Here is a 19,416-nt window from a genome sequence, read left to right as displayed (position 1 = left end):
TCTTTGAAAAAACGGAGCGGGTTCTACTTTATTTTACGGTCTGATTTATCAATTGTTTGTTTAACCGTTCAAAAAGCGTTCCAAAAAATATTGAGTCGTAAGGAAAAGGGTGGTGAAAGTCCACTAAATTTCCCGGTTCAAGCGGAACCTATTCCATAATATTTTCTATTTTTAGCCAAAACCAAAGAATACAAAAATGCCGATGAAACAAGAGCGGGTGGTGATCGAAAATGTGAATCCACAACTCCAGTGCGGGACCTATTTTATCAAGAGGGTAGTAGGGGAAAAAGTCATAATTCATGCAGACGTTCTGGGGGACGGGCACGATGTGATACAGGCGGAGGTCGCCTTTAAGCACGAGGATGACAAATCCTTTACCTACGTGCGTATGGATCATCTCGGGAACGACGTTTACAAGGCCGAGTTTAAGGTCGAAAAACAAGGATTTTACGAATACAAGGTCCAGGGCTGGGTGGATAACCCCCTGAACTGGCAACATGGGATAGAGGCCAAGTTGAAGGACGGGCAAATCGTAACCAGTGAATTGCTGGACGGAGTTCAATACCTCGAGATCCTGCTCAAGCAACTCAAAGGCAAGCAGAAAGAGTACATTTCAGAACTTATCCGGGCCTTTCAGGACAAAGCTTCCTATGATCAGGCTATCAAAGCAGCCGTATCTGATAAGCTGCATTCCCTTTTTGTTGAATACCCTCTGAAAAACCTGGTAAATTCAAGTCGGACATTACAGGTATACGTAGACCGTAAAAAGGCCAATTTCAGTACCTGGTACGAGTTCTTTCCCAGGTCGACAGCCACTGAAACCGGGAAACACGGTACTTTTAAGGATGCCGAACGCATCCTGCCTAAGATTGCGGCCATGGGGTTCGACACGGTCTACCTGCCGCCCATCCATCCCATAGGGGAGGTAAACAGGAAAGGAAAAAATAATACGACAGTAGCCCAAGAAGGAGACAGCGGTGTGCCCTGGGGAATTGGTTCCCGCCATGGGGGTCACAAATCCATCCATCCGGAACTGGGTACTGAGGCGGATTTCAAAGCTTTTATCAAGAAGGCTGGAGAACACGATATGGAAGTGGCTATGGACCTGGCTTTCCAGGCGGCTCCGGACCACCCTTATATCACTTCAAACCCGGAATGGTTCAGGAAGAGACCGGACGGAACCATGCAGTACGCTGAGAACCCCCCGAAGAAGTACCAGGACATCGTCAACTTTTACTTCGAATCCAAGGAATACCAAAGCCTGTGGAAGGAACTGCTGGATGTGACCCTACACTGGATTAGCTTCGGGATAAAGATCTTTCGGGTCGACAATCCGCACACAAAACCATATTTTTTCTGGAACTGGCTCATCTCTGAAGTTAAAAAAGATCACCCTGATGTCTTATTCCTGGCTGAGGCCTTCTCCAGGCCGAAAGTGATGCAACAGCTGGCAAAGCAGGGCTTTTCACAATCGTATACGTATTACACCTGGAGGGTTCACAAACACGAACTCATGGAGTATATGACAGAGCTCACCCAGTCGGAGATGAAAGAGTACTATCGCCCTAATTTCTGGCCAAACACTCCGGACATCAACCCCTACCACCTACAGGGGGCCAATGAAAGTATGCACCTGATCCGGTATGCGATGGCTGCAACCCTTTGCGGAAATATTGGGATCTACGGCCCCGTATACGAATATATGGTCACGGAGTCCATGCCCGGGAAGGAGGAATACATGCATTCTGAGAAGTACGAGGTGCGACTGTGGGACTGGTCCCTCGAGAACAAGATCACCTACCTGATCAGGAAGATCAATCAGATCAGGAAGGACCATAAGGCGCTGCAGCAGACCAATAATATCAGGTTTTGTACGGTGGAAAATGAAAACCTCCTTGCCTTTTACAAATGGGACGATGAGAGGCAAGACGAGTTGCTGGTGGTGATCAACCTCGATTCTTATTATCCACAGAGGGGTATGGTTCAATTGCCACTCGGAGAACTGGGGGTTGAGGCAGGTAAACCCATACAGATGCGGGACCTGGTAACTGACAATAGCTATATTTGGTATAACGAATGGAATTTTGTGGAACTTCCGGCGAGTTTGCCTTTCCATATCTTCCAGATCAAAAAATAAGCATGGCCGAAAAAAAACAGGAAACCGCCCTTCAGAAACCCTATGTCTTTGACGTGGAGTGGGAATCCCTGATGGATGACAAGAAGTTCATCTCGGCCTTTCTCTCGGAGATACTCGAAGCCTATGTCGTAAAACAGCGATGGTACGGGGGTAAGAGCAGTAAATTAAAATACATAGAACTGCAGGAATACTTCAGGATACAGCAGAAGGGAGAGGTGTATTACGGCCTGCTTTTGGAAGTCAACTTTGAAGAGGCTTTTTACCAGCATTACTTCCTGCCTATCGCCTTTGTTTCTGACGAGTCTTTTGCCGAAAAAGACCGCATCCTTCCCTTGATCATCAAAGGACAGGAGGGCTTCATCATTGACGCTCTCAACCTGGAAGCGTTCCGAAAATTGGTGTACGAACGGATCATAACAGCAGAACCGAACGATACCACGAGGGTACAATACCACCACAATGTCAATTTTCAGGGCGAACCCTATGAATCCTCCAAATTCATGGGGATGGAACAGAGCAATACGTCCATCATCATTAACGGCAAGTCGGTCATCAAATTCTTCCGCCGGATCTACGCAGATAAGAACCCGGATTACGAAATGAGCCGATTCCTTTCTGAACGCAAGGGTTACAAGAATACACCGGAGTATCAGGGAAGCCTGAGCATCATCGATACGGATAATGTGGGGGTGACCATCGCCCTGATGCAACAACTGGTCCCTAACCAGGGTGATGCATGGGATTATATGCTCAAAGAACTCCACAAGGTATTCCAAAACCTGGAAAGCAAACACATAAACGTAAACCACCTGCCTTCAGTTCCCTTATTCGAACGCCTTAAGATCAACGATGTGCCCCCTCAAATAATAGACTGGGCTGGTCTTAACGTCTTCCTCAAATTGCAGATGCTCGCCAGGAGGACGGCCGAGATGCATATTGCGCTGGGTTCAGAGTTCGAGGATACGGCCTTTACCCCTACCCATTTCACGGGAGATTACGAAGTTTGGCTGAAGAACCGCCTCTTGTATCAGTTTCAGAACAGGCTCAATACGGTGGAGAATAACCTGCACAGGCTAAAGGACCTTTCCCTTGAACTCGCCAAGGAATTTCTGGAACGGAAGAACGAGATACGGAAACGCTTTGTGAATTTCGACTGGACAAAACTCAAGGGAGAAAGGATCAGGGTGCATGGCGATTATCACCTGGGACAAGTGCTGGTGAAGGATGATGATTTTTACCTCCTCGATTTTGAAGGAGAACCGGAGAGCACTATCAGGGATCGGAAGGTAAAACAACCCCCCCTAAAAGATGTGGCCGGGATGTTCAGGTCTTTCCATTATGCGGTGTATGCCACGATCTTCAACAATGAGGAGTCTTACCCGTATTCCAGGGAAGAACTGTTCAAGGCCGGGGAGATCCTCTATAATTATTTTGTAGGCGTCTTCCTGGAGACCTACGTAGACCTGATCCAGCAACACAATATCAACATAGGTTACGCCCAGGAACGCATCTTTATCCTGAAATACTGCATGCTGGAAAAGGCGGTGTACGAACTGGGTTACGAAATGAATTCCAGACCCTTGTGGGCGGTCATACCCCTGCAGGGAATCATGAGCATAATCAACGAATCTAAATAACTGACGACACATGGGAAAGGTAATACCCCACAGCCTGTTTACTGATTTCGATATCAACCTCTTCAAGGCCGGGAAGCACTTCAAACTTTATGAAAAATTAGGTTCCCATCCTATAGAAGTCAATGGGGAGAAAGGGACCTATTTTGCCGTCTGGGCCCCGTCTGCCAAAGCGGTATCCGTGGTAGGCGACTTTAATTACTGGATCGAAGGAGATCACAAGCTCAACGTGCGCTGGGATGCCAGTGGCATTTGGGAAGGTTTTATCCCGGGAGTTATGCCCGGAACCCGGTATAAATACAAGATACATTCCCACAACAACGACATCAAGACGGAGAAAGCCGATCCCTTTGCCCGTTATTCAGAACAACCTCCGAAAACGGCATCCATCATATGGGACAAGAGCTATAGGTGGAAAGATGCCAAGTGGATGGATTCGCGGAAGTTAAAGAACAGCCTCGACAGCCCTTTTTCTGTATATGAGGTCCACCTGGGATCCTGGAAAAGGAACGAGAAGAACGAATTCCTGACCTATGAGGAACTGGCCAAAGAACTGGTTCAGTACGTAAAGGAGATGAATTTTACCCATGTGGAATTCATGCCGGTCATGGAGTACCCCTATGATCCTTCCTGGGGGTATCAGCTTACGGGATATTTCGCCCCGACTTCCCGCTTTGGAGAGCCTGAAGGGCTTAAGAAACTGATCGATACCCTGCATCAGAACGAGATCGGGGTGATCCTGGATTGGGTGCCTTCTCATTTTCCTGAGGATGCGCACGGACTCGGATTTTTCGATGGGTCCCACCTGTATGAACACCCAGACAGGAGGAAGGGATATCACCCTGATTGGAAGTCTTTGATCTTCAATTACGGAAGAAACGAAGTGCGGGCCTTTCTCATCAGCAATGCCCTGTTCTGGCTGGAGCAGTACCATGTAGACGGACTGAGGGTAGATGCAGTGGCCTCCATGCTCTATCTGGATTATTCCCGTGAGGCAGGAGAGTGGGAACCCAATATCTACGGAAACAACGAGAACCTGGAAGCCATTTCCCTTATTCGGGAACTCAACGAGGAGGTCTACAAAAATTTCGACGGGGTGCAGACCATTGCCGAGGAATCCACTTCCTTTTCCATGGTATCCCGGCCCGTGAGCATAGGCGGACTCGGATTTGGGATGAAGTGGATGATGGGGTGGATGCACGATACGCTGGAATATTTTAAGAAAGAACCCATCTACAGGCGTCACCATCAGAACGACCTGACTTTCAGCATGACCTATGCCTTTACCGAGAATTTCATGCTGCCTTTCTCCCATGATGAGGTAGTATACGGAAAACAATCCCTGCTCTACAAAATGCCCGGGGATGAATGGCAGCGATTTGCCAATCTGAGGTTACTCTTTGGATATATGTTCACCCATCCCGGAACTATTCTACTGTTCATGGGGGCAGAATTCGGGCAATCCTCTGAGTGGAATTTCCAGAACAGCCTGGACTGGCACCTGTTGCAATACGATTTTCACAAGGGAATTCAGGATCTCATCAAGGATCTCAACACCTTTTACAAGGAGCATCCGGCACTTTATGAGAAGCAATTCAGTTCTGAGGGCTTCCAGTGGATCGATTACGGGGATGCCCAAAATTCAGTGCTCACTTACCAGAGGAAAGGACACGACAAGAAGGATGATCTGCTCATCGCCTGTAATTTTACGCCCGTCCCTCGTGAGAACTACAGAATAGGCGTACCCAGGACCCGGCAGTACAAAGAGGTCTTTAATACCGACGCTAAGAAATACGGGGGTAGCGGCATGAAGAACACTATCAGAAAAGTCGCCAAAGAACCCTGGCATGGTCATAAACAGTCCATTGAGGTGAACATTCCACCGCTGGGCATGGTGGTTTTCCACTGACAGAGCCCCACTATAACGTTGTAGTTTATAAATGATCAGGGTATTGTTTCCTTTATTACGGTGAATGTCTTTCTTTTGTTCGACCGTTAAGATAACTGCGCATGATCACGAATACGGAATTAGAATACAAGGGGAATCTTTACCCCGACCAAATAGCCGACTTTAAACAGGACTCTGATAAATTTTATTTTACTACTGAAAATGGTGTGATCCTCGAGATTACTCTCATTCGAAATAGCACCATCAGGTTCAGGTATGCCACTGACCATGTTTTTCAACCCGATTTCTCCTATGCGATAAGTCCGACCGCTCCGAGGGGATACAGCCATTTTGAGCCCGAGGAAACGGAGACGGAATACCTGATCCGAACCTCTAAAGTGAAGATCCTGGTGGATAAGAAATCCCTCAGGGTTCAGATCTCTGACCTCGAAGGGAATATCATCAATGAGGATGAACTGGGTTTCCATTACGAGGAGAATTACGCTTTCGGGGGCAACACTGTCAAGATGAGCAAGATCACCCAAAGTGGAGAGAGTTTCTACGGAATGGGCGACAAGGCTACCCACTTCAACCTGAAGGGAAAAAGGGTGCACAACTGGGTTACGGACCAATATGCCTTCGGGAAGGACCAGGATCCGCTCTACAAGGCCGTGCCTTTCTACATTGGCCTGCACAATAATATCGCTTACGGAATATTCTTCGACAACACCTTTAAGACCCATTTCGATTTCGCCCACGAAAGGCGCAATGTCACAAGTTTCTGGGCCGAAGGAGGGGAGATGAATTACTATTTCTTCTACGGCCCGGCCATGTCGCGTGTGGTCAGGTCGTATACGGATCTGACAGGAACACCTGAGTTACCACCCTTATGGGCCCTGGGTTACCACCAGTCGAAATGGAGTTACTTCCCTGAAAGTCGGGTCAAACAGATCGCGAGTAAATTCAGAAAATTGAAGATCCCCTGTGATGCCATTTATCTGGATATCGATTATATGGATGGATTCCGGTGTTTTACCTGGGATAAGACCAAATTCCCGGATCCCAAAAGGATGATCAAAGAACTGAATAAGGACGGATTTAAGACGGTGGTCATGATCGATCCCGGTATCAAGGTAGACAGGGACTACTGGGTGTACCAGGAGGCAGTAAAGAACGATTATTTCTGCAAACGCGCAGACGGGCCCCTGATGAGCGGGAAGGTATGGCCCGGACAATGTAACTTCCCTGATTTTACGAATCCAAAGGTGCGGGAATGGTGGGCCGGACTCTACAAGGAGCTCATGTCCGAGACAGGCGCCCATGCGGTCTGGAACGATATGAATGAACCGGCGGTTATGGAAGTCCCAACCAAGACCGCCCCTCTGGATACCCGTCACGATTTTGACGGTAATCCATGCAGCCACAGAAAGGCGCACAACGTATACGGGATGCAGATGGTAAGGGCCACCTATGAAGGGGTGAAGAAGTACGTCTACCCAAAGAGGCCTTTTGTGATCACTAGGGCGGCGTATTCCGGTACACAGCGGTTCTCCTCCACGTGGACGGGTGATAACGTGGCTACCTGGGAACACCTGTGGATAGCCAACGTACAGGTGCAGCGGATGTGTATGAGTGGGATGTCTTTTGTGGGAACGGATATCGGCGGGTTTGCAGAACAGCCAAACGGGGAATTGTTCGCCAGATGGATACAACTGGGCATCTTCCACCCATTCTGCAGGGTTCACAGCAGTGGGGACCACGGAGACCAGGAACCCTGGTCCTTTGATGCCGAGGTGACCAAGATCGTCCGAAAGTTCATCGAATTGCGCTATCAGCTCCTGCCTTATTTATACACGGCCTTCTACAAGTACTACAAGGAAAGCGTACCCATGATCCAGTCCCTGGTATACTTTGACCAGGACGATCACCAGACCCATTTCCGGACAGATGAGTTCATTTTCGGGGAGCAGATCCTGGTCTGTCCCATACAGGAGCCCAATGCAAAAGGAAGGCGGATGTATATCCCGAGGGGAAGGTGGTACGATTACTGGACCAACGAGACCCTGGAGGGAGGAACAGAGAAATGGGTGGATGCAGACATCGACAAGATCCCGATCTTTATCAAGGAAGGAGCCATCATACCCAAATATCCCGTGCAGCAATATGTAGGAGAACTGAAGCTGGAGGAACTCCAATTGGATGTTTATTACAAGAATGGGATTGAGAGCTCCATGATCTATGAGGACGCACAGGACGGATATGACTATGTGAAAGGTGAATTCAGCCTGCGGAATTTCAAACTGATCGGAAAGGAAAAGGAACTCATCCTGCAACAGTTCAAGGATGGCAATTACATTACGTCATATGAGACCTTTAAACTCAATTTGATGGGTCTTCCATTTAAGATCAAGAGTATCCAGCTCGATAACGAGACGATCGCCCTCAAGGATGTCAAGATGAATGGGAACAACACCTTGCACGTGACCAAAGAATTTTCGGTCCTGCACATTCTGGGAAAGTGATTTTTCGTAAATTCCAGTCAAACACGAAATGATGAAGAAGAGACTTTTTCTGGCCGCATTCCTGTTGCTGGCCGTGGCTGCCTGTAAGACCAATCCTTTTACTGGGAAAAGCACCCTTAATTTCTACCAGAATAATTCCATTTTTCCCTCCGCATTTGCACAGTATGACGAATTCCTGAAGGCCAATAATGTCGTTTCCGGAACGGAGGAATCGCGGATGATCACCAACGTGGGTCAGAGGATAGCCAGGGCAGCGGAGCGATGGCTGAGCGCCAACGGTTATCCGGGGTACCTACAAGACTATCAATGGGAATACAACCTGGTGCAGGACGAAACGGTAAATGCCTGGTGCATGCCCGGTGGCAAGATCGTCTTTTATACGGGGATCATGCCTATATGCCAAAGTGAAACAGGGGTTGCCGTCGTGATGGGGCATGAGATTGCCCATGCGCTTGCAGATCACGGTGCACAACGCATGAGTGCCGCCATGGTACAGCAGGGGATCGCCATCGCAGGAAATATCGCCATCGACGACCCCCAGAAAAGGAATATCTTCAATCAGGCCTATGGGATCGGATCAACGGTCGGTGTCATGTTACCCTTCAGCAGAAGCCACGAGACCGAAGCAGACCGGATAGGACTGCAGATCATGGCCATTGCGGGGTACAATCCCGATGAGGCTGCAGAGTTGTGGAAGAGGATGAAAGCTAACTCCGGTGGTGCCGCCCCGCCTGAATTCCTTAGTACGCACCCTTCCAATGATACGCGTATCGCCAATCTAACTAGCTGGGCCCCTCTGGCGAAGGAAGAAGCGAGGAAATTCGGGGTGACGAGTTTTCAGTAATGAAATGTGACTTTAGACCGTACCCGGTATCGATAGGGATGTGGCCTTTACCTAAAGTAGTCCAAAACCGATCTATATGGCCCGCAGCATCCTTTTAAAGGGCAGTAGAAAATTACTCAACGCCTGGGCTTTCTACGATTGGGCCAATTCGGTATACAGTCTGGTCATCGCTTCTGCGATCTTCCCGATCTATTACGGAGCTCTCTTCAGGGTAGCCGGGATTGAGAAGGTCAGCATCTTTGGAGGAGAGATCGCCAGAGCGCCTCTCATCAGTTACACCACCTCCATTGCCTTTGTATGTATTGCCATCATCACCCCTCTCATTTCAGGAATAGCAGATTACCTGGGGAACAAAAAGGTGTTCATGCAGTTCTTTTGCTACCTCGGGGGGGTTGCCTGCATAGGACTTTACTGGTTTTCCCTGGAACATATCGAGGCCGGTCTGATCTGCTATTTTTTCGGGCTGGTGGGCTTTTGGGTGAGTTTCGCAATCAATAATTCTTATTTGCCGGACATCGCGTATCCCGAACAGCAGGACAGAATCAGTGCCAAGGGATTTTCCATGGGCTATATCGGAAGTGTCATCCTGCTGCTGATCAACCTGGCCATGGTGATGAGGCCGGGATTTTTCGGGATAGAGGGAGAAGGAGCAGAAATGCTGGCCATGAGATATTCCTTCGCCTCTGTGGGTATCTGGTGGATCGCTTTCAGTCAGTACACCTTTTACCACCTGCCCAAAGGGAACAAAAGGGTGGGCGAGAGGCAACGTGTTATCCTCAATGGCTTCAGGGAGCTAAAAGGTGTCTGGAAACAACTGGGGCATGAAAGAAGGCTGAAACGCTATCTGGGAGCCTTCTTCGTTTACAGCATGGCCGTACAGACCGTGATGCTTATCGCGGCTTATTTCGGAGAGGAAGAGGTGGCCTGGGGATCAGGTGAGGAACGGACCATCGGCCTGATCGTCAGCATCCTCCTGATCCAGCTTGTCGCCATTATGGGCGCCACCCTTACTGCACGTGCCTCGGAGGCTTTTGGAAATATCCGTACCCTGGTGGTGATCAACCTCATCTGGGTATTGATCTGTATCTACGCCTATTCCGTTCAGAGTCCGATGGAATTCTATATAGCTGCAGGCTTCGTTGGCATAGTCATGGGAGGTATACAGGCTCTTTCCCGCTCTACCTACAGTAAATTTCTTCCTGAGACAAAAGACACCACTTCTTTTTTCAGTTTTTACGATGTGGCTGAAAAGATCGGAATCATCATAGGGACGTTTCTTTACGGATTTGTGGCCCAGTTCACGGGAAGTATGAGAAATGCGACGATCTTTCTCGGACTCTTTTTTATACTGGGGGCCATCCTATTGCTTAGGGTAAAATCAAAAGCCCCTAATTAACGGGGCTTTTACAGTGTATCTAGTCGACTTATCCCTTCGAGATATCCCCTGAACCGGAAGTTTTGCTATCCACTTTGGCCGGATTCCCTTTGTAGGAGATATCCCCTGAACCGGAGACCCTCGCCATTAGCGATTCCTTTGCGGTAACTTCAATATTCGCGGAGCCTGATACCAGGGCCTCTACATGGTTTGCCTGGAGGTTGTAGGCGTGAATATCCCCTGAGCCCGAGATCTGAACTTTGAGGTTTTGTGCTGATCCTTCGAGGTTCATATCGCCGGATCCTGAAACGGTCACCTCAAGATTCTCCGCTTCTATGGCAATGTCCATATCCCCTGAACCGGAAAGTCGGGTCGACATATCCCTGGCCTTGAGAACAGTCTTTCCTTCGAGGTCCCCGGACCCCGACATGGACAGGGAACTGATCTCCTCAACCGGGATACTTACTGTAATTCCACCATTGAACCAGGAGGAGGGCTGCAGATTAATGCCGTTTTTAACCTTGACGACCAGTTTACCGTCCTTAACTTCGGTAATGATGTATTCCAGAAGGTTTTCTTCACCTTTAAGTGTTACGGAACCTTCTTCACCACCTACAATCTCTGTATTGAACCAACCGCCAACAGAGATCTCGTCATAATCGCCTGTGATCCGTTCTACAGTGACTACTTCCCCGTTGCCTTTTACCTTTTTGCCCCATTGAGCGAAAGTCATGTTCGCTGCGATCAGCAGCACAATCAGAATTCCAAGTTTTTTCATTTCACTTAATATTTCAGGTTTAGTTTCTCTTAAATGTCACACCGCCGTAATCACTGCTTATCGAGATCAGATTCCCACTGTTCTCGCGGCCGTGATATCCTTTGTAGTACCGCTCCCGGTCTTTCTCTTTGCTGACGGTGATCTCCAGGCCTTCCTTACCGCTTAACCCGGCATATTCCGTACTGATCTCAAAGTCGAAGTTATACTGTGGGTTATAGCCGATCTTGATCCCGGTGTAGTCTGTCCGGATATTTACATTCCCTGCATCCGATGCCAGTTCCTGAATCCTGATGGCCCCGTAATCTGCGCTGATGTCTAAATTGCCGTGTACGGTCCCAAGGTTTACATTGATGTAATCCCCATTGCCCTGCACATTGTCCACGCGATTTACCTCCAGGCTACCGTAATCGCTGGAGTACTGGAGATTTCCCATCTCCTGCACCACTGCATCCGTGTAGTCTGCGTTGATGATGAGGTCGCCGGCCTTCTCCACGGTGAACCCGGAATAATCTGCCCTGATCTTCGCGCTGTTGATGTACCCGAAATAGGACTTGGAGGTATAGTCGAAACTAAGGTCGTTATTCCTTCCCCTGAGCTCGCCTAGTTGCAGTCTGCCGTAGTCACAGCTGATCTTGGCAAAGCCGTCTATCCTGTCCAGGGTGATATTCCCGTAGTCGTTACTGATGTGGATACTGTTCTTCACAGGCAGCTTGATGGTGTAATCGATCTGCATGCTCACGTTGTTGTTTTTGCCCCAGCCCCAGTTCCAACCCCTTTCCTTTTCGAAAGAGGTCCTGGCAGAGACCATGGAGGCATCTGCTTCGAATGCCACGGAGATCTCATCGAGCTTCTCCTGTACTTTGCTCTCGTCATTGCCATTGGTCTTTATGTTCACTTCTATCACCACGCGGTTCTCATTCCAGGAAGCCATAGTGATATTCCCATAGCTGTTTGAAACCTTGAGGGTGGCATTGGCATTGACATTGAATTCTTTTTCAATTTTCTTCTCCTTGGTGTATTTTCCTTTCATAGGATCCCCATGCGCCCCTGCAATTAATGGAAGGGCGATAAGAAAAAGGATCAATTTTTTAAAGGGTAGTACTGTTTTCATTTTCTTGCACTTTAAGTTTTTTAACGGTTTCTAATTTTTCCATCACATCTTCCAGCAGGTCGATTCGCATCTGGAAATTCTGTACGATGGCACTGAGCAGGATCTTTTGATCCCCTCCTTCGATTAAATCACTCCGGAGTTGCTGGTAGTCGGTTTCAAGCAGGTCTAATTGGGCCATGGCATCGGAAACCAGTTTCCTCGCTTCAGGTGTATCTTCCTTTTCTAGCTGAGTGAGCTGCTGTTCGATCACTGATGCAAAATAGCGCTCGGTATTGGATACCTCAGGGGAGAGTTCGGCCACAGGGTCGCCTGTGGGTAAGATCTCAGCGAAGGAACCCAGGAAGATCCCCAGCAGGAGCATTACGGAGGCCGCTATGGCTAGGGGTTTCCACCAGGATACCCCTTTGGTGCCTTCGGACCCCTGGGATTCCAGCTTGGATAGAAATCTCTCCTGATGGCCTGCCCTCGGCTCTTCCTTGTCAAATTCCGGCTTCATTTCCCTGAAAAGGGCTGTCAGATCCTTATCATTCATGATATAACGGGTTCTAATTTTTTTCTCAAACTGTCTTTGGCTCTGGAGATCATGGTCCTGCAATTGGCATAGCTGATATCCATAAGGCTGCAGATCTCCTCATAATCGTATCCCTCTATCAAATGTAAGGTCAGGGAAACTCTGTAATTGTCCTTTAGCGTATCCATCGTCTTCAAAACCTTTTGAGCCAATTGTTCTGTGTCTGAATGGTCTGCCTCAGTTACATCATTGTCCCCGACCTTGTATAAGGTGTTGTCAAGGGAGACCTCATTTTTTTTCTTGCGATTCCTGTAGTACACCAGACTTTTATTGACCACGATCTTTTTCAACCAGGCACCGAAAGTGACCTCGCCCCTGTATGAATCCAGCTTGGTAAAGGCATTCAGGAAGGCTTCCTGCATCACGTCCTCTGCCTCTGCCGAGTCCTTTACTATTCTGTATGCCGTATTGTACATCGCTTTGTAATATCTGTTGTAAATTTCCAGTTGTGCCTTCCGATCTCCCTTCAGACACAGCGGTATTAAGGATTCAGTATGTTCTCCTACCTGGCTCAAAAAGTATTCGATTTGTTATATAGATAGAGGAATTTACGCATTGTTACAGTTTTTTTTCAAAAATTCCCGGGTTGGCATGGGAATTGTCCTTTATGTAGGACTTCAGACACGGAAATAGCCTATATTCAGTAGGTTAATTCCCTGGATGAGGAAAAAAATTGCTATTGTTTAAAGAGTACGTTCGTCTTAAGATGACAGAATGACGGAATAATTAATTATGGGAGACGCAAAATTTATAAGTTTTGACAATATGTCGCTGCAGGATATCAATGAGGAATCAGAATTAATTCCCCTTCTTACCCCTGAGGATGAAGAGGAAATGAAAAACGAGGTCCTGCCTGAGACCCTACCCATCCTGCCTTTGAGGAATACCGTATTATTCCCGGGGGTGGTCATCCCCATTACGGCCGGGAGGGATAAATCCATCAACCTGATCAAATACGCCAACAAGGGGTCAAAGGTCATAGGTGTGGTATCTCAAAAGGACGAAGACACCGAAGATCCGGGGGTCAAGGATATCAATACACTGGGTACGGTGGCCCGTATTCTCAGGGTATTGCAAATGCCGGACGGAAACACTACGGTGATCATACAGGGAAAGAAGCGATTCGAGATCGCAGAGGTACTCACTGAGAAACCGTATATGACGGCTACCATCAGGGAAGTGGAGGACGAGGAAATCGATCAGCAGGGGGAAGAATTCCTGGCCATCATCGAATCGATCAAGGATATTGCACTTCAGATCATCAAGGACAATCCCAATATCCCGAGTGAGGCTTCCTTTGCCATTCAGAATATCAACAGTAATTCCTTCCTGATCAACTTTGTTTCCTCCAACCTCAACCTTAGCGTGAAGGAAAAGCAGACACTCCTCGAGATCGGCAATCTCAAGGACCGTGCTCTGGCTACCCTCAAGCACATGAATGTGGAGCTCCAGAAGCTGGCCCTGCAAAAGGATATCCAGTCGAAGGTCAAGAGCGACCTCGACCAGCAGCAGCGGGAGTATTTCCTCCATCAGCAGATGAAGACCATTCAGGAGGAACTCGGCGGCGCCTCATACGACGAGGAGATCGATGAGATGAAACTCAGGGCCCGGGATAAAAAGTGGGCAGACAAGGTCAGGGAGCACTTCGACAAGGAATTGGCGAAGATGCAGCGGATGAATCCGCAGGTAGCCGAGTACAGTATACAACGCAACTACCTGGATCTCTTCCTTGAATTGCCATGGGATGAATTTTCCCAGGACAAGTTCGACCTCAAGCGTGCCCAGAAGATACTCGACAGGGACCACTATGGCCTGGAAGATGTCAAAAGGCGGATCATTGAGTACCTGGCTGTACTGAAGCTCAGGAACGATATGAAATCACCCATTCTTTGCCTGTACGGTCCTCCGGGGGTAGGTAAGACCTCCCTTGGTAAATCCATAGCCGAGGCTTTAGGCAGGCAGTACGTGCGCATGTCGCTGGGTGGATTGAGAGACGAGGCTGAGATCCGCGGCCACCGGAAGACCTACATTGGGGCCATGCCCGGAAGGATCATACAGAATATCAAAAAAGCGGGTACCTCCAACCCGGTTTTCATCCTGGATGAGATCGATAAACTGTCAAGCAGTTACCAGGGTGATCCCTCTTCTGCCATGCTGGAGGTCCTTGACCCCGAACAGAACAACGACTTCCATGACAATTTCCTGGAGATGGGGTACGACCTTTCGAAGGTCATGTTCATCGCCACGGCCAATAACCTCTCCAGCATACAACCGGCATTGAGAGACAGGATGGAGATCATCAAGGTCACCGGATATACCATTGAAGAAAAGGTGGAGATCGCAAAGAGGCATCTGCTGCCTAAACAGCTCAAAGAACACGGTTTGGGTCCAAAAGACCTCAAGATAGGCAAACGCCAACTGGAGAAGATCGTAGAAGGTTATACCCGGGAATCGGGGGTAAGGACTCTTGAAAAACAGATCGCGAAAATGGTGCGTTACGCGGCCAAATCGATCGCCATGGAAGAGGAGTACGTGGTGAAAGTGACCAATGAGGTGATTGAAAAGGTCCTGGGTCCTGCCCGACTTGAAAGAGACAAGTACGAGAACAATGAAGTAGCCGGCGTGGTGACCGGCCTGGCCTGGACCAGCGTCGGGGGAGATATTCTGTTCATTGAATCCATATTGTCCCGCGGTAAAGGGCAGCTCAATATAACCGGGAATTTGGGTCAGGTTATGAAGGAATCTGCAACCATCGCCATGGAGTATATCAAGTCGAATGCAGAAGCTTTCGGCATTGATCCATCTGTTTTCGGCAGGTACAACGTGCATATCCACGTACCCGAGGGGGCCACTCCAAAGGATGGGCCCAGTGCAGGTATCACCATGCTCACTTCGCTCGTATCCCTCTTTACTCAAAAGAAGGTCAGGAAGAGTACGGCCATGACAGGGGAAATCACTCTTAGAGGCAAAGTGCTTCCGGTAGGGGGTATCAAAGAGAAGATTCTGGCAGCCAAACGTGCAAGGATCAAGGACATTATCCTGAGCGCAGACAACGAGAAGGACATACTGGAGATCAAGCAGGAGTACCTGAAGGGACTGAGATTTCACTACGTGACCGATATGAGTGAGGTCATTGAACTGGCGATCACCAATCAGAAGGTAAAGAATGCCAAAAAGCTTTAATTGCCATTGGGGTTGGAATGGCCGATCCCGAAGTTGAAGTATGCCGGGTTTTCGGAAACTGCGTATTTTTAGCCCATGAAAAAAATAATCATCGCCATAGACGGATATTCCTCCACCGGTAAGAGTACCATGGCGAAACAGCTGGCCAGGGCCCTTGGGTATATCTACGTAGACACAGGAGCCATGTACAGGGCGGTAACTCTATATGCGCTTCAAAAGGGGTATATCGATGAAAATGATTTCAGGAAAGATGCTCTCGTGGCTGACCTGAAGGCGATCGACCTGAGCTTCAAATACAATCCGGAACTGCAGTATTCAGAAATGTACCTCAACGGGTCGAATGTTGAGAAGGAGATCCGTACCCTCGAAGTATCCGGTTATGTGAGTCAGATCTCCGTGGTACCGGAAGTGAGGCAAAAACTGGTAGCCCTTCAGCAGGAGATGGGGAGGGAGAAAGGCCTTGTCATGGATGGGAGGGACATAGGCACGGTGGTTTTCCCCCATGCCGAATTGAAAATCTTTATGACGGCCAGTCCTGATATAAGAGCAACCCGAAGATACAAGGAATTGCTTGACAGGGGAGCCCTTATCAGCTACGAGGAAGTACTGGAAAATGTACAGAAACGCGATTTCCTGGATTCTAACCGCGAGCATTCTCCGTTAAAGAAGGCAGAAGACGCCATTGTTATGGACAACAGTGCCATGAGCCAGAAAGAGCAGTTCGAAAGGGCTCTGTCTCTGGTTCAAATGAGATTGGAAAACAAATAAAATGGCGCCTTTTTGGCGCCATTAATTTTTTCTTCATCAGATCTTCGGAATGACCAGTACCTGGTCCGGGTGGATGAGATCCGGGTTTTTCAGTATATCCGTATTAGCCGCAAAGATGGCCTTGTATTTCATGGGATCGCCGTAGTAGTGCTTTGCGATCTTGCTGAGAGACTCCCCTCTCTGGACCACATGCCTGTGGTAAACGCTCTCATCGGCCACGGTGATATTCGCTTTGATGTCTGAGGGTTTTTCGCCTCCGATCTCCTTGATCTTGTCCCAAAGCAAGTTCTTTTCATACTGGGTTTTGGTCTCTCCCTTGACCTTGAGGATCCCATCTTCTACGGTGACTTTACCGTCTTTTACCCCTAATTTTTCTCCCAGCGTCAATACTGGCTGGTATTTGTCTTTTACGCTCATTAATATGGTTTTTAAAAGTTTTTTTCTGCAGCATTAAAGATACGAAATGGCCAAGGATAACGGGGCGTAAAGCCCAAATTCTTTAATTTTTTGACGAGACCGCCGAATTGATTGTTAAAACCAGAATTAAATTGTACTTTTGCACACCTTTTTGACTAGTATTCAGGAGGAAAAGGGAAGAAACAAAAAAACATCAACACCTTCCATAGACATGGTCCCGCTCCTGGAGGTTTATGGAATACAAACAAAAATCAGCAGATGGCTGAAGAAAAAACAACAACAGAAGAAACTCAGGTAGCTGAGGCCGTTCAGACAGAGAAGAAAGAAACACCCAAGCAGGATCCTCAGGAGTTCCTGAAGAACTTTGACTGGGAGAAGTACGAAGAGGGTATTGAACGGGTAGAAGATTCCAAACTTGAGGAATTCGAGAAACTGGTAGAAGAGAATTTTGTAGATACAGCGGATGAAGAAGTTGTAGAAGGTACCGTTACCCACATCACAGACAGGGAAGCGATCATCGACATCAACGCAAAGTCTGAAGGAGTAATCTCCCTGAATGAATTCCGTTACAACCCCGGCTTAAAGGTTGGAGACAAGGTGGAAGTTCTCATCGATATCCGTGAGGACAAAAGCGGTCAGCTCGTTCTTTCCCACAGAAAAGCGAGAACCATCAAAGCATGGGATCGAGTGAATGCAGCCCACGATAAGGAAGAAGTGGTCACCGGTTTTGTGAAGTGCAGGACCAAAGGAGGTATGATCGTCGATGTATTCGGGATCGAAGCCTTCCTTCCCGGTTCACAGATCGATGTTAAACCTATCAGGGATTACGATCAATATGTAGGAAAGACCATGGAATTCAAGGTTGTCAAGATCAACCAGGAATTCAAGAACGTGGTAGTTTCCCACAAAGCCCTGATCGAAGCGGATATAGAAGAACAGAAGAAAGAGATTATCAGTCAGCTCGAAAAAGGACAGGTACTCGAAGGGGTGGTCAAGAACATCACTTCTTACGGGGTCTTTATCGACCTCGGTGGGGTCGATGGGTTGGTGCACATCACCGACCTCTCCTGGAGCAGGATCAATCACCCAAGCGAGGTGGTAGACCTGGATCAGAAGCTCAATGTGGTGATCCTCGACTTCGACGACAACAAATCAAGAATCCAACTTGGTTTAAAGCAGCTTGAGAAACACCCATGGGATGCCCTGGGCGATGAGATCAAGGTAGGGGACAAGGTAAAAGGAAAAGTAGTTGTCATCGCAGATTACGGTGCTTTCCTTGAAGTAGCTGAAGGAGTAGAGGGACTTATCCACGTCTCAGAGATGTCCTGGTCTACCCACCTGAGGTCTGCACAGGACTTCGTTAAAGTTGGAGATGAACTGGAAGCCGTGGTGCTTACGCTCGACAGGGAGGATAGGAAGATGTCTCTCGGACTCAAACAACTCACCCCGGATCCATGGACCGATATCACATCTAAATACCCTGTTGGATCAAGGCACAAGGGTATCGTGAGGAATTTCACCAACTTCGGAGTATTCGTAGAATTGGAGGAAGGGATAGACGGACTGATCTATATCTCTGACCTTTCATGGACCAAGAAGATCAAGCATCCTTCAGAATTCGTGACTGTAGGGGATACCCTGGAAGTAGAAGTACTCGAACTCGACGTGGAAGGACGCAAACTGAGCCTTGGCCACAAGCAGACAACAGAAAACCCATGGGACAAATACGAAGAGGAGTTCGCATTGGGTACTGAGCACAAAGCTGCCATCACCGAGATCGTCGACAAAGGTGCTGTGATAGATTTTAACAAGGACATCACTGCATTCGTACCTCAGCGACATATGGAAAAGGAGGATGGCAAGAAACTCGGCAAAGGCGAAGAGGCTGTCTTCAAGATCATTGAATTCAACAAGGAATTCAAAAGGGTCGTGGCCAGCCATACCGCAGTGTTCAGAGAAGAAGAGCAACGCAATGTAAGGGCCGCCAGGAAGAAGGCAGCAGCCCAGGCAGAGGAGTCAAAACCTACACTGGGAGACGCCAACGAGCAATTGCAGGCCCTGAAGGATAAAATGGAAGGCAAAAAGAAAAAATAGTCTTCTGTGATATCGAATCAAATCATAAGAATCAGCCCTGACCGCAAGGTCGGGGCTTTTTTTTACCCGCAAATCAGGTGGGAGACCAATGCAG

At 48.2% G+C, this 19,416-nt stretch carries 14 protein-coding genes; 9 read left to right on the top strand and 5 right to left on the bottom strand.

Going from position 1 to position 19,416, the window contains the following annotated elements; translation table 11 throughout:
* Nucleotides 1-196: 196 nt before the first annotated feature.
* The 6 genes from IEV19_RS03295 (at nt 197) to IEV19_RS03270 (ending at nt 10,421) form a co-directional block, all read left to right on the top strand.
* A complete protein-coding gene (locus tag IEV19_RS03295; protein ID WP_308418521.1) occupies nt 197-2,137 on the top strand; it encodes an alpha-1,4-glucan--maltose-1-phosphate maltosyltransferase in 1,941 nt (646 codons plus the stop codon).
* A gap of 2 nt (nt 2,138-2,139) precedes the next feature.
* The gene (locus tag IEV19_RS03290) at nt 2,140-3,774 is read left to right on the top strand and encodes a maltokinase N-terminal cap-like domain-containing protein (RefSeq protein ID WP_188369273.1); all 1,635 of its coding nucleotides are present in this window, start codon (nt 2,140-2,142) and stop codon (nt 3,772-3,774) included.
* Nucleotides 3,775-3,784: 10 nt separating this feature from the next.
* Entirely contained in the window at nt 3,785-5,680 is a 1,896-nt protein-coding gene (gene glgB, locus IEV19_RS03285; RefSeq protein ID WP_188369272.1) for a 1,4-alpha-glucan branching protein GlgB, read from the top strand.
* Between the two features lie 101 nt (nt 5,681-5,781).
* Entirely contained in the window at nt 5,782-8,181 is a 2,400-nt protein-coding gene (locus IEV19_RS03280) for a glycoside hydrolase family 31 protein (RefSeq protein WP_188369271.1), read from the top strand.
* 31 nt (nt 8,182-8,212) lie between these two features.
* Nucleotides 8,213-9,025 (top strand): M48 family metallopeptidase, encoded by an 813-nt coding sequence (locus IEV19_RS03275; protein WP_188369270.1) that lies wholly within the window; start codon nt 8,213-8,215, stop codon nt 9,023-9,025.
* A 76-nt stretch (nt 9,026-9,101) separates the two neighbouring features.
* Nucleotides 9,102-10,421 carry an MFS transporter gene (locus tag IEV19_RS03270; protein WP_188369269.1) on the top strand — a complete coding sequence of 440 codons (1,320 nt, stop codon included), beginning with the start codon at nt 9,102-9,104 and terminating at the stop codon, nt 10,419-10,421.
* Nucleotides 10,422-10,449: 28 nt separating this feature from the next.
* Here the strand turns inward: IEV19_RS03270 and IEV19_RS03265 are convergent, their stop codons facing one another.
* The 4 genes from IEV19_RS03265 to IEV19_RS03250 are packed head-to-tail and all read right to left on the bottom strand — an operon-like array spanning nt 10,450 to nt 13,375.
* A complete protein-coding gene (locus tag IEV19_RS03265; protein WP_188369268.1) occupies nt 10,450-11,178 on the bottom strand; it encodes a head GIN domain-containing protein in 729 nt (242 codons plus the stop codon).
* Nucleotides 11,179-11,197: 19 nt separating this feature from the next.
* Entirely contained in the window at nt 11,198-12,289 is a 1,092-nt protein-coding gene (locus IEV19_RS03260; protein WP_188369267.1) for a DUF4097 family beta strand repeat-containing protein, read from the bottom strand.
* Nucleotides 12,267-12,821: a hypothetical protein gene (locus tag IEV19_RS03255; RefSeq protein WP_188369266.1), complete on the bottom strand. Its 555-nt coding sequence runs from the start codon at nt 12,819-12,821 to the stop codon at nt 12,267-12,269. Before IEV19_RS03255 ends, IEV19_RS03260 begins: the two co-directional genes overlap by 23 nt.
* Nucleotides 12,818-13,375 (bottom strand): RNA polymerase sigma factor, encoded by a 558-nt coding sequence (locus tag IEV19_RS03250; protein ID WP_188369265.1) that lies wholly within the window; start codon nt 13,373-13,375, stop codon nt 12,818-12,820. Before IEV19_RS03250 ends, IEV19_RS03255 begins: the two co-directional genes overlap by 4 nt.
* A gap of 217 nt (nt 13,376-13,592) precedes the next feature.
* Here IEV19_RS03250 and lon point away from each other — a divergent pair, with 217 nt between their 5' ends.
* Nucleotides 13,593-16,043, top strand: coding sequence for an endopeptidase La (gene lon / locus IEV19_RS03245; protein ID WP_188369264.1), 2,451 nt, complete (start codon nt 13,593-13,595; stop codon nt 16,041-16,043).
* A gap of 75 nt (nt 16,044-16,118) precedes the next feature.
* On the top strand, nt 16,119-16,811 hold the full coding sequence (cmk, locus tag IEV19_RS03240) for a (d)CMP kinase (protein WP_188369263.1): 693 nt from the start codon (nt 16,119-16,121) through the stop codon (nt 16,809-16,811).
* 36 nt (nt 16,812-16,847) lie between these two features.
* Here cmk and IEV19_RS03235 read toward each other — a convergent pair whose 3' ends face one another.
* The gene (locus IEV19_RS03235; protein WP_188369262.1) at nt 16,848-17,228 is read right to left on the bottom strand and encodes a LysM peptidoglycan-binding domain-containing protein; all 381 of its coding nucleotides are present in this window, start codon (nt 17,226-17,228) and stop codon (nt 16,848-16,850) included.
* A gap of 258 nt (nt 17,229-17,486) precedes the next feature.
* Here IEV19_RS03235 and rpsA point away from each other — a divergent pair, with 258 nt between their 5' ends.
* Nucleotides 17,487-19,322 (top strand): 30S ribosomal protein S1, encoded by a 1,836-nt coding sequence (rpsA, locus tag IEV19_RS03230; RefSeq protein ID WP_188369261.1) that lies wholly within the window; start codon nt 17,487-17,489, stop codon nt 19,320-19,322.
* Nucleotides 19,323-19,416: the final 94 nt, after the last annotated feature.

Origin of the sequence: Muriicola marianensis, assembly GCF_014638095.1 — a bacterium.
GTDB lineage: Bacteria > Bacteroidota > Bacteroidia > Flavobacteriales > Flavobacteriaceae > Muriicola > Muriicola marianensis.
The sequence above is the reverse complement of the archived record's forward strand: the minus strand, read 5'-3'. Positions and strand labels throughout refer to the sequence as shown.

Excerpts from the sequence above, each read along its gene's own strand:
- IEV19_RS03265 (WP_188369268.1), bottom strand. The coding sequence starts at position 11,178 with ATGAAAAAACTTGGAATTCTGATTGTGCTGCTGATCGCAGCGAACATG.
- IEV19_RS03290 (WP_188369273.1), top strand. The coding sequence starts at position 2,140 with ATGGCCGAAAAAAAACAGGAAACCGCCCTTCAGAAACCCTATGTCTTT.
- glgB (WP_188369272.1), top strand. The coding sequence starts at position 3,785 with ATGGGAAAGGTAATACCCCACAGCCTGTTTACTGATTTCGATATCAAC.
- IEV19_RS03275 (WP_188369270.1), top strand. The coding sequence starts at position 8,213 with ATGAAGAAGAGACTTTTTCTGGCCGCATTCCTGTTGCTGGCCGTGGCT.
- IEV19_RS03270 (WP_188369269.1), top strand. The coding sequence starts at position 9,102 with ATGGCCCGCAGCATCCTTTTAAAGGGCAGTAGAAAATTACTCAACGCC.
- lon (WP_188369264.1), top strand. The coding sequence starts at position 13,593 with ATGGGAGACGCAAAATTTATAAGTTTTGACAATATGTCGCTGCAGGAT.
- IEV19_RS03260 (WP_188369267.1), bottom strand. The coding sequence starts at position 12,289 with ATGAAAACAGTACTACCCTTTAAAAAATTGATCCTTTTTCTTATCGCC.
- IEV19_RS03235 (WP_188369262.1), bottom strand. The coding sequence starts at position 17,228 with ATGAGCGTAAAAGACAAATACCAGCCAGTATTGACGCTGGGAGAAAAA.
- rpsA (WP_188369261.1), top strand. The coding sequence starts at position 17,487 with ATGGCTGAAGAAAAAACAACAACAGAAGAAACTCAGGTAGCTGAGGCC.
- IEV19_RS03295 (WP_308418521.1), top strand. The coding sequence starts at position 197 with ATGCCGATGAAACAAGAGCGGGTGGTGATCGAAAATGTGAATCCACAA.
- cmk (WP_188369263.1), top strand. The coding sequence starts at position 16,119 with ATGAAAAAAATAATCATCGCCATAGACGGATATTCCTCCACCGGTAAG.
- IEV19_RS03280 (WP_188369271.1), top strand. The coding sequence starts at position 5,782 with ATGATCACGAATACGGAATTAGAATACAAGGGGAATCTTTACCCCGAC.
- IEV19_RS03255 (WP_188369266.1), bottom strand. The coding sequence starts at position 12,821 with ATGAATGATAAGGATCTGACAGCCCTTTTCAGGGAAATGAAGCCGGAA.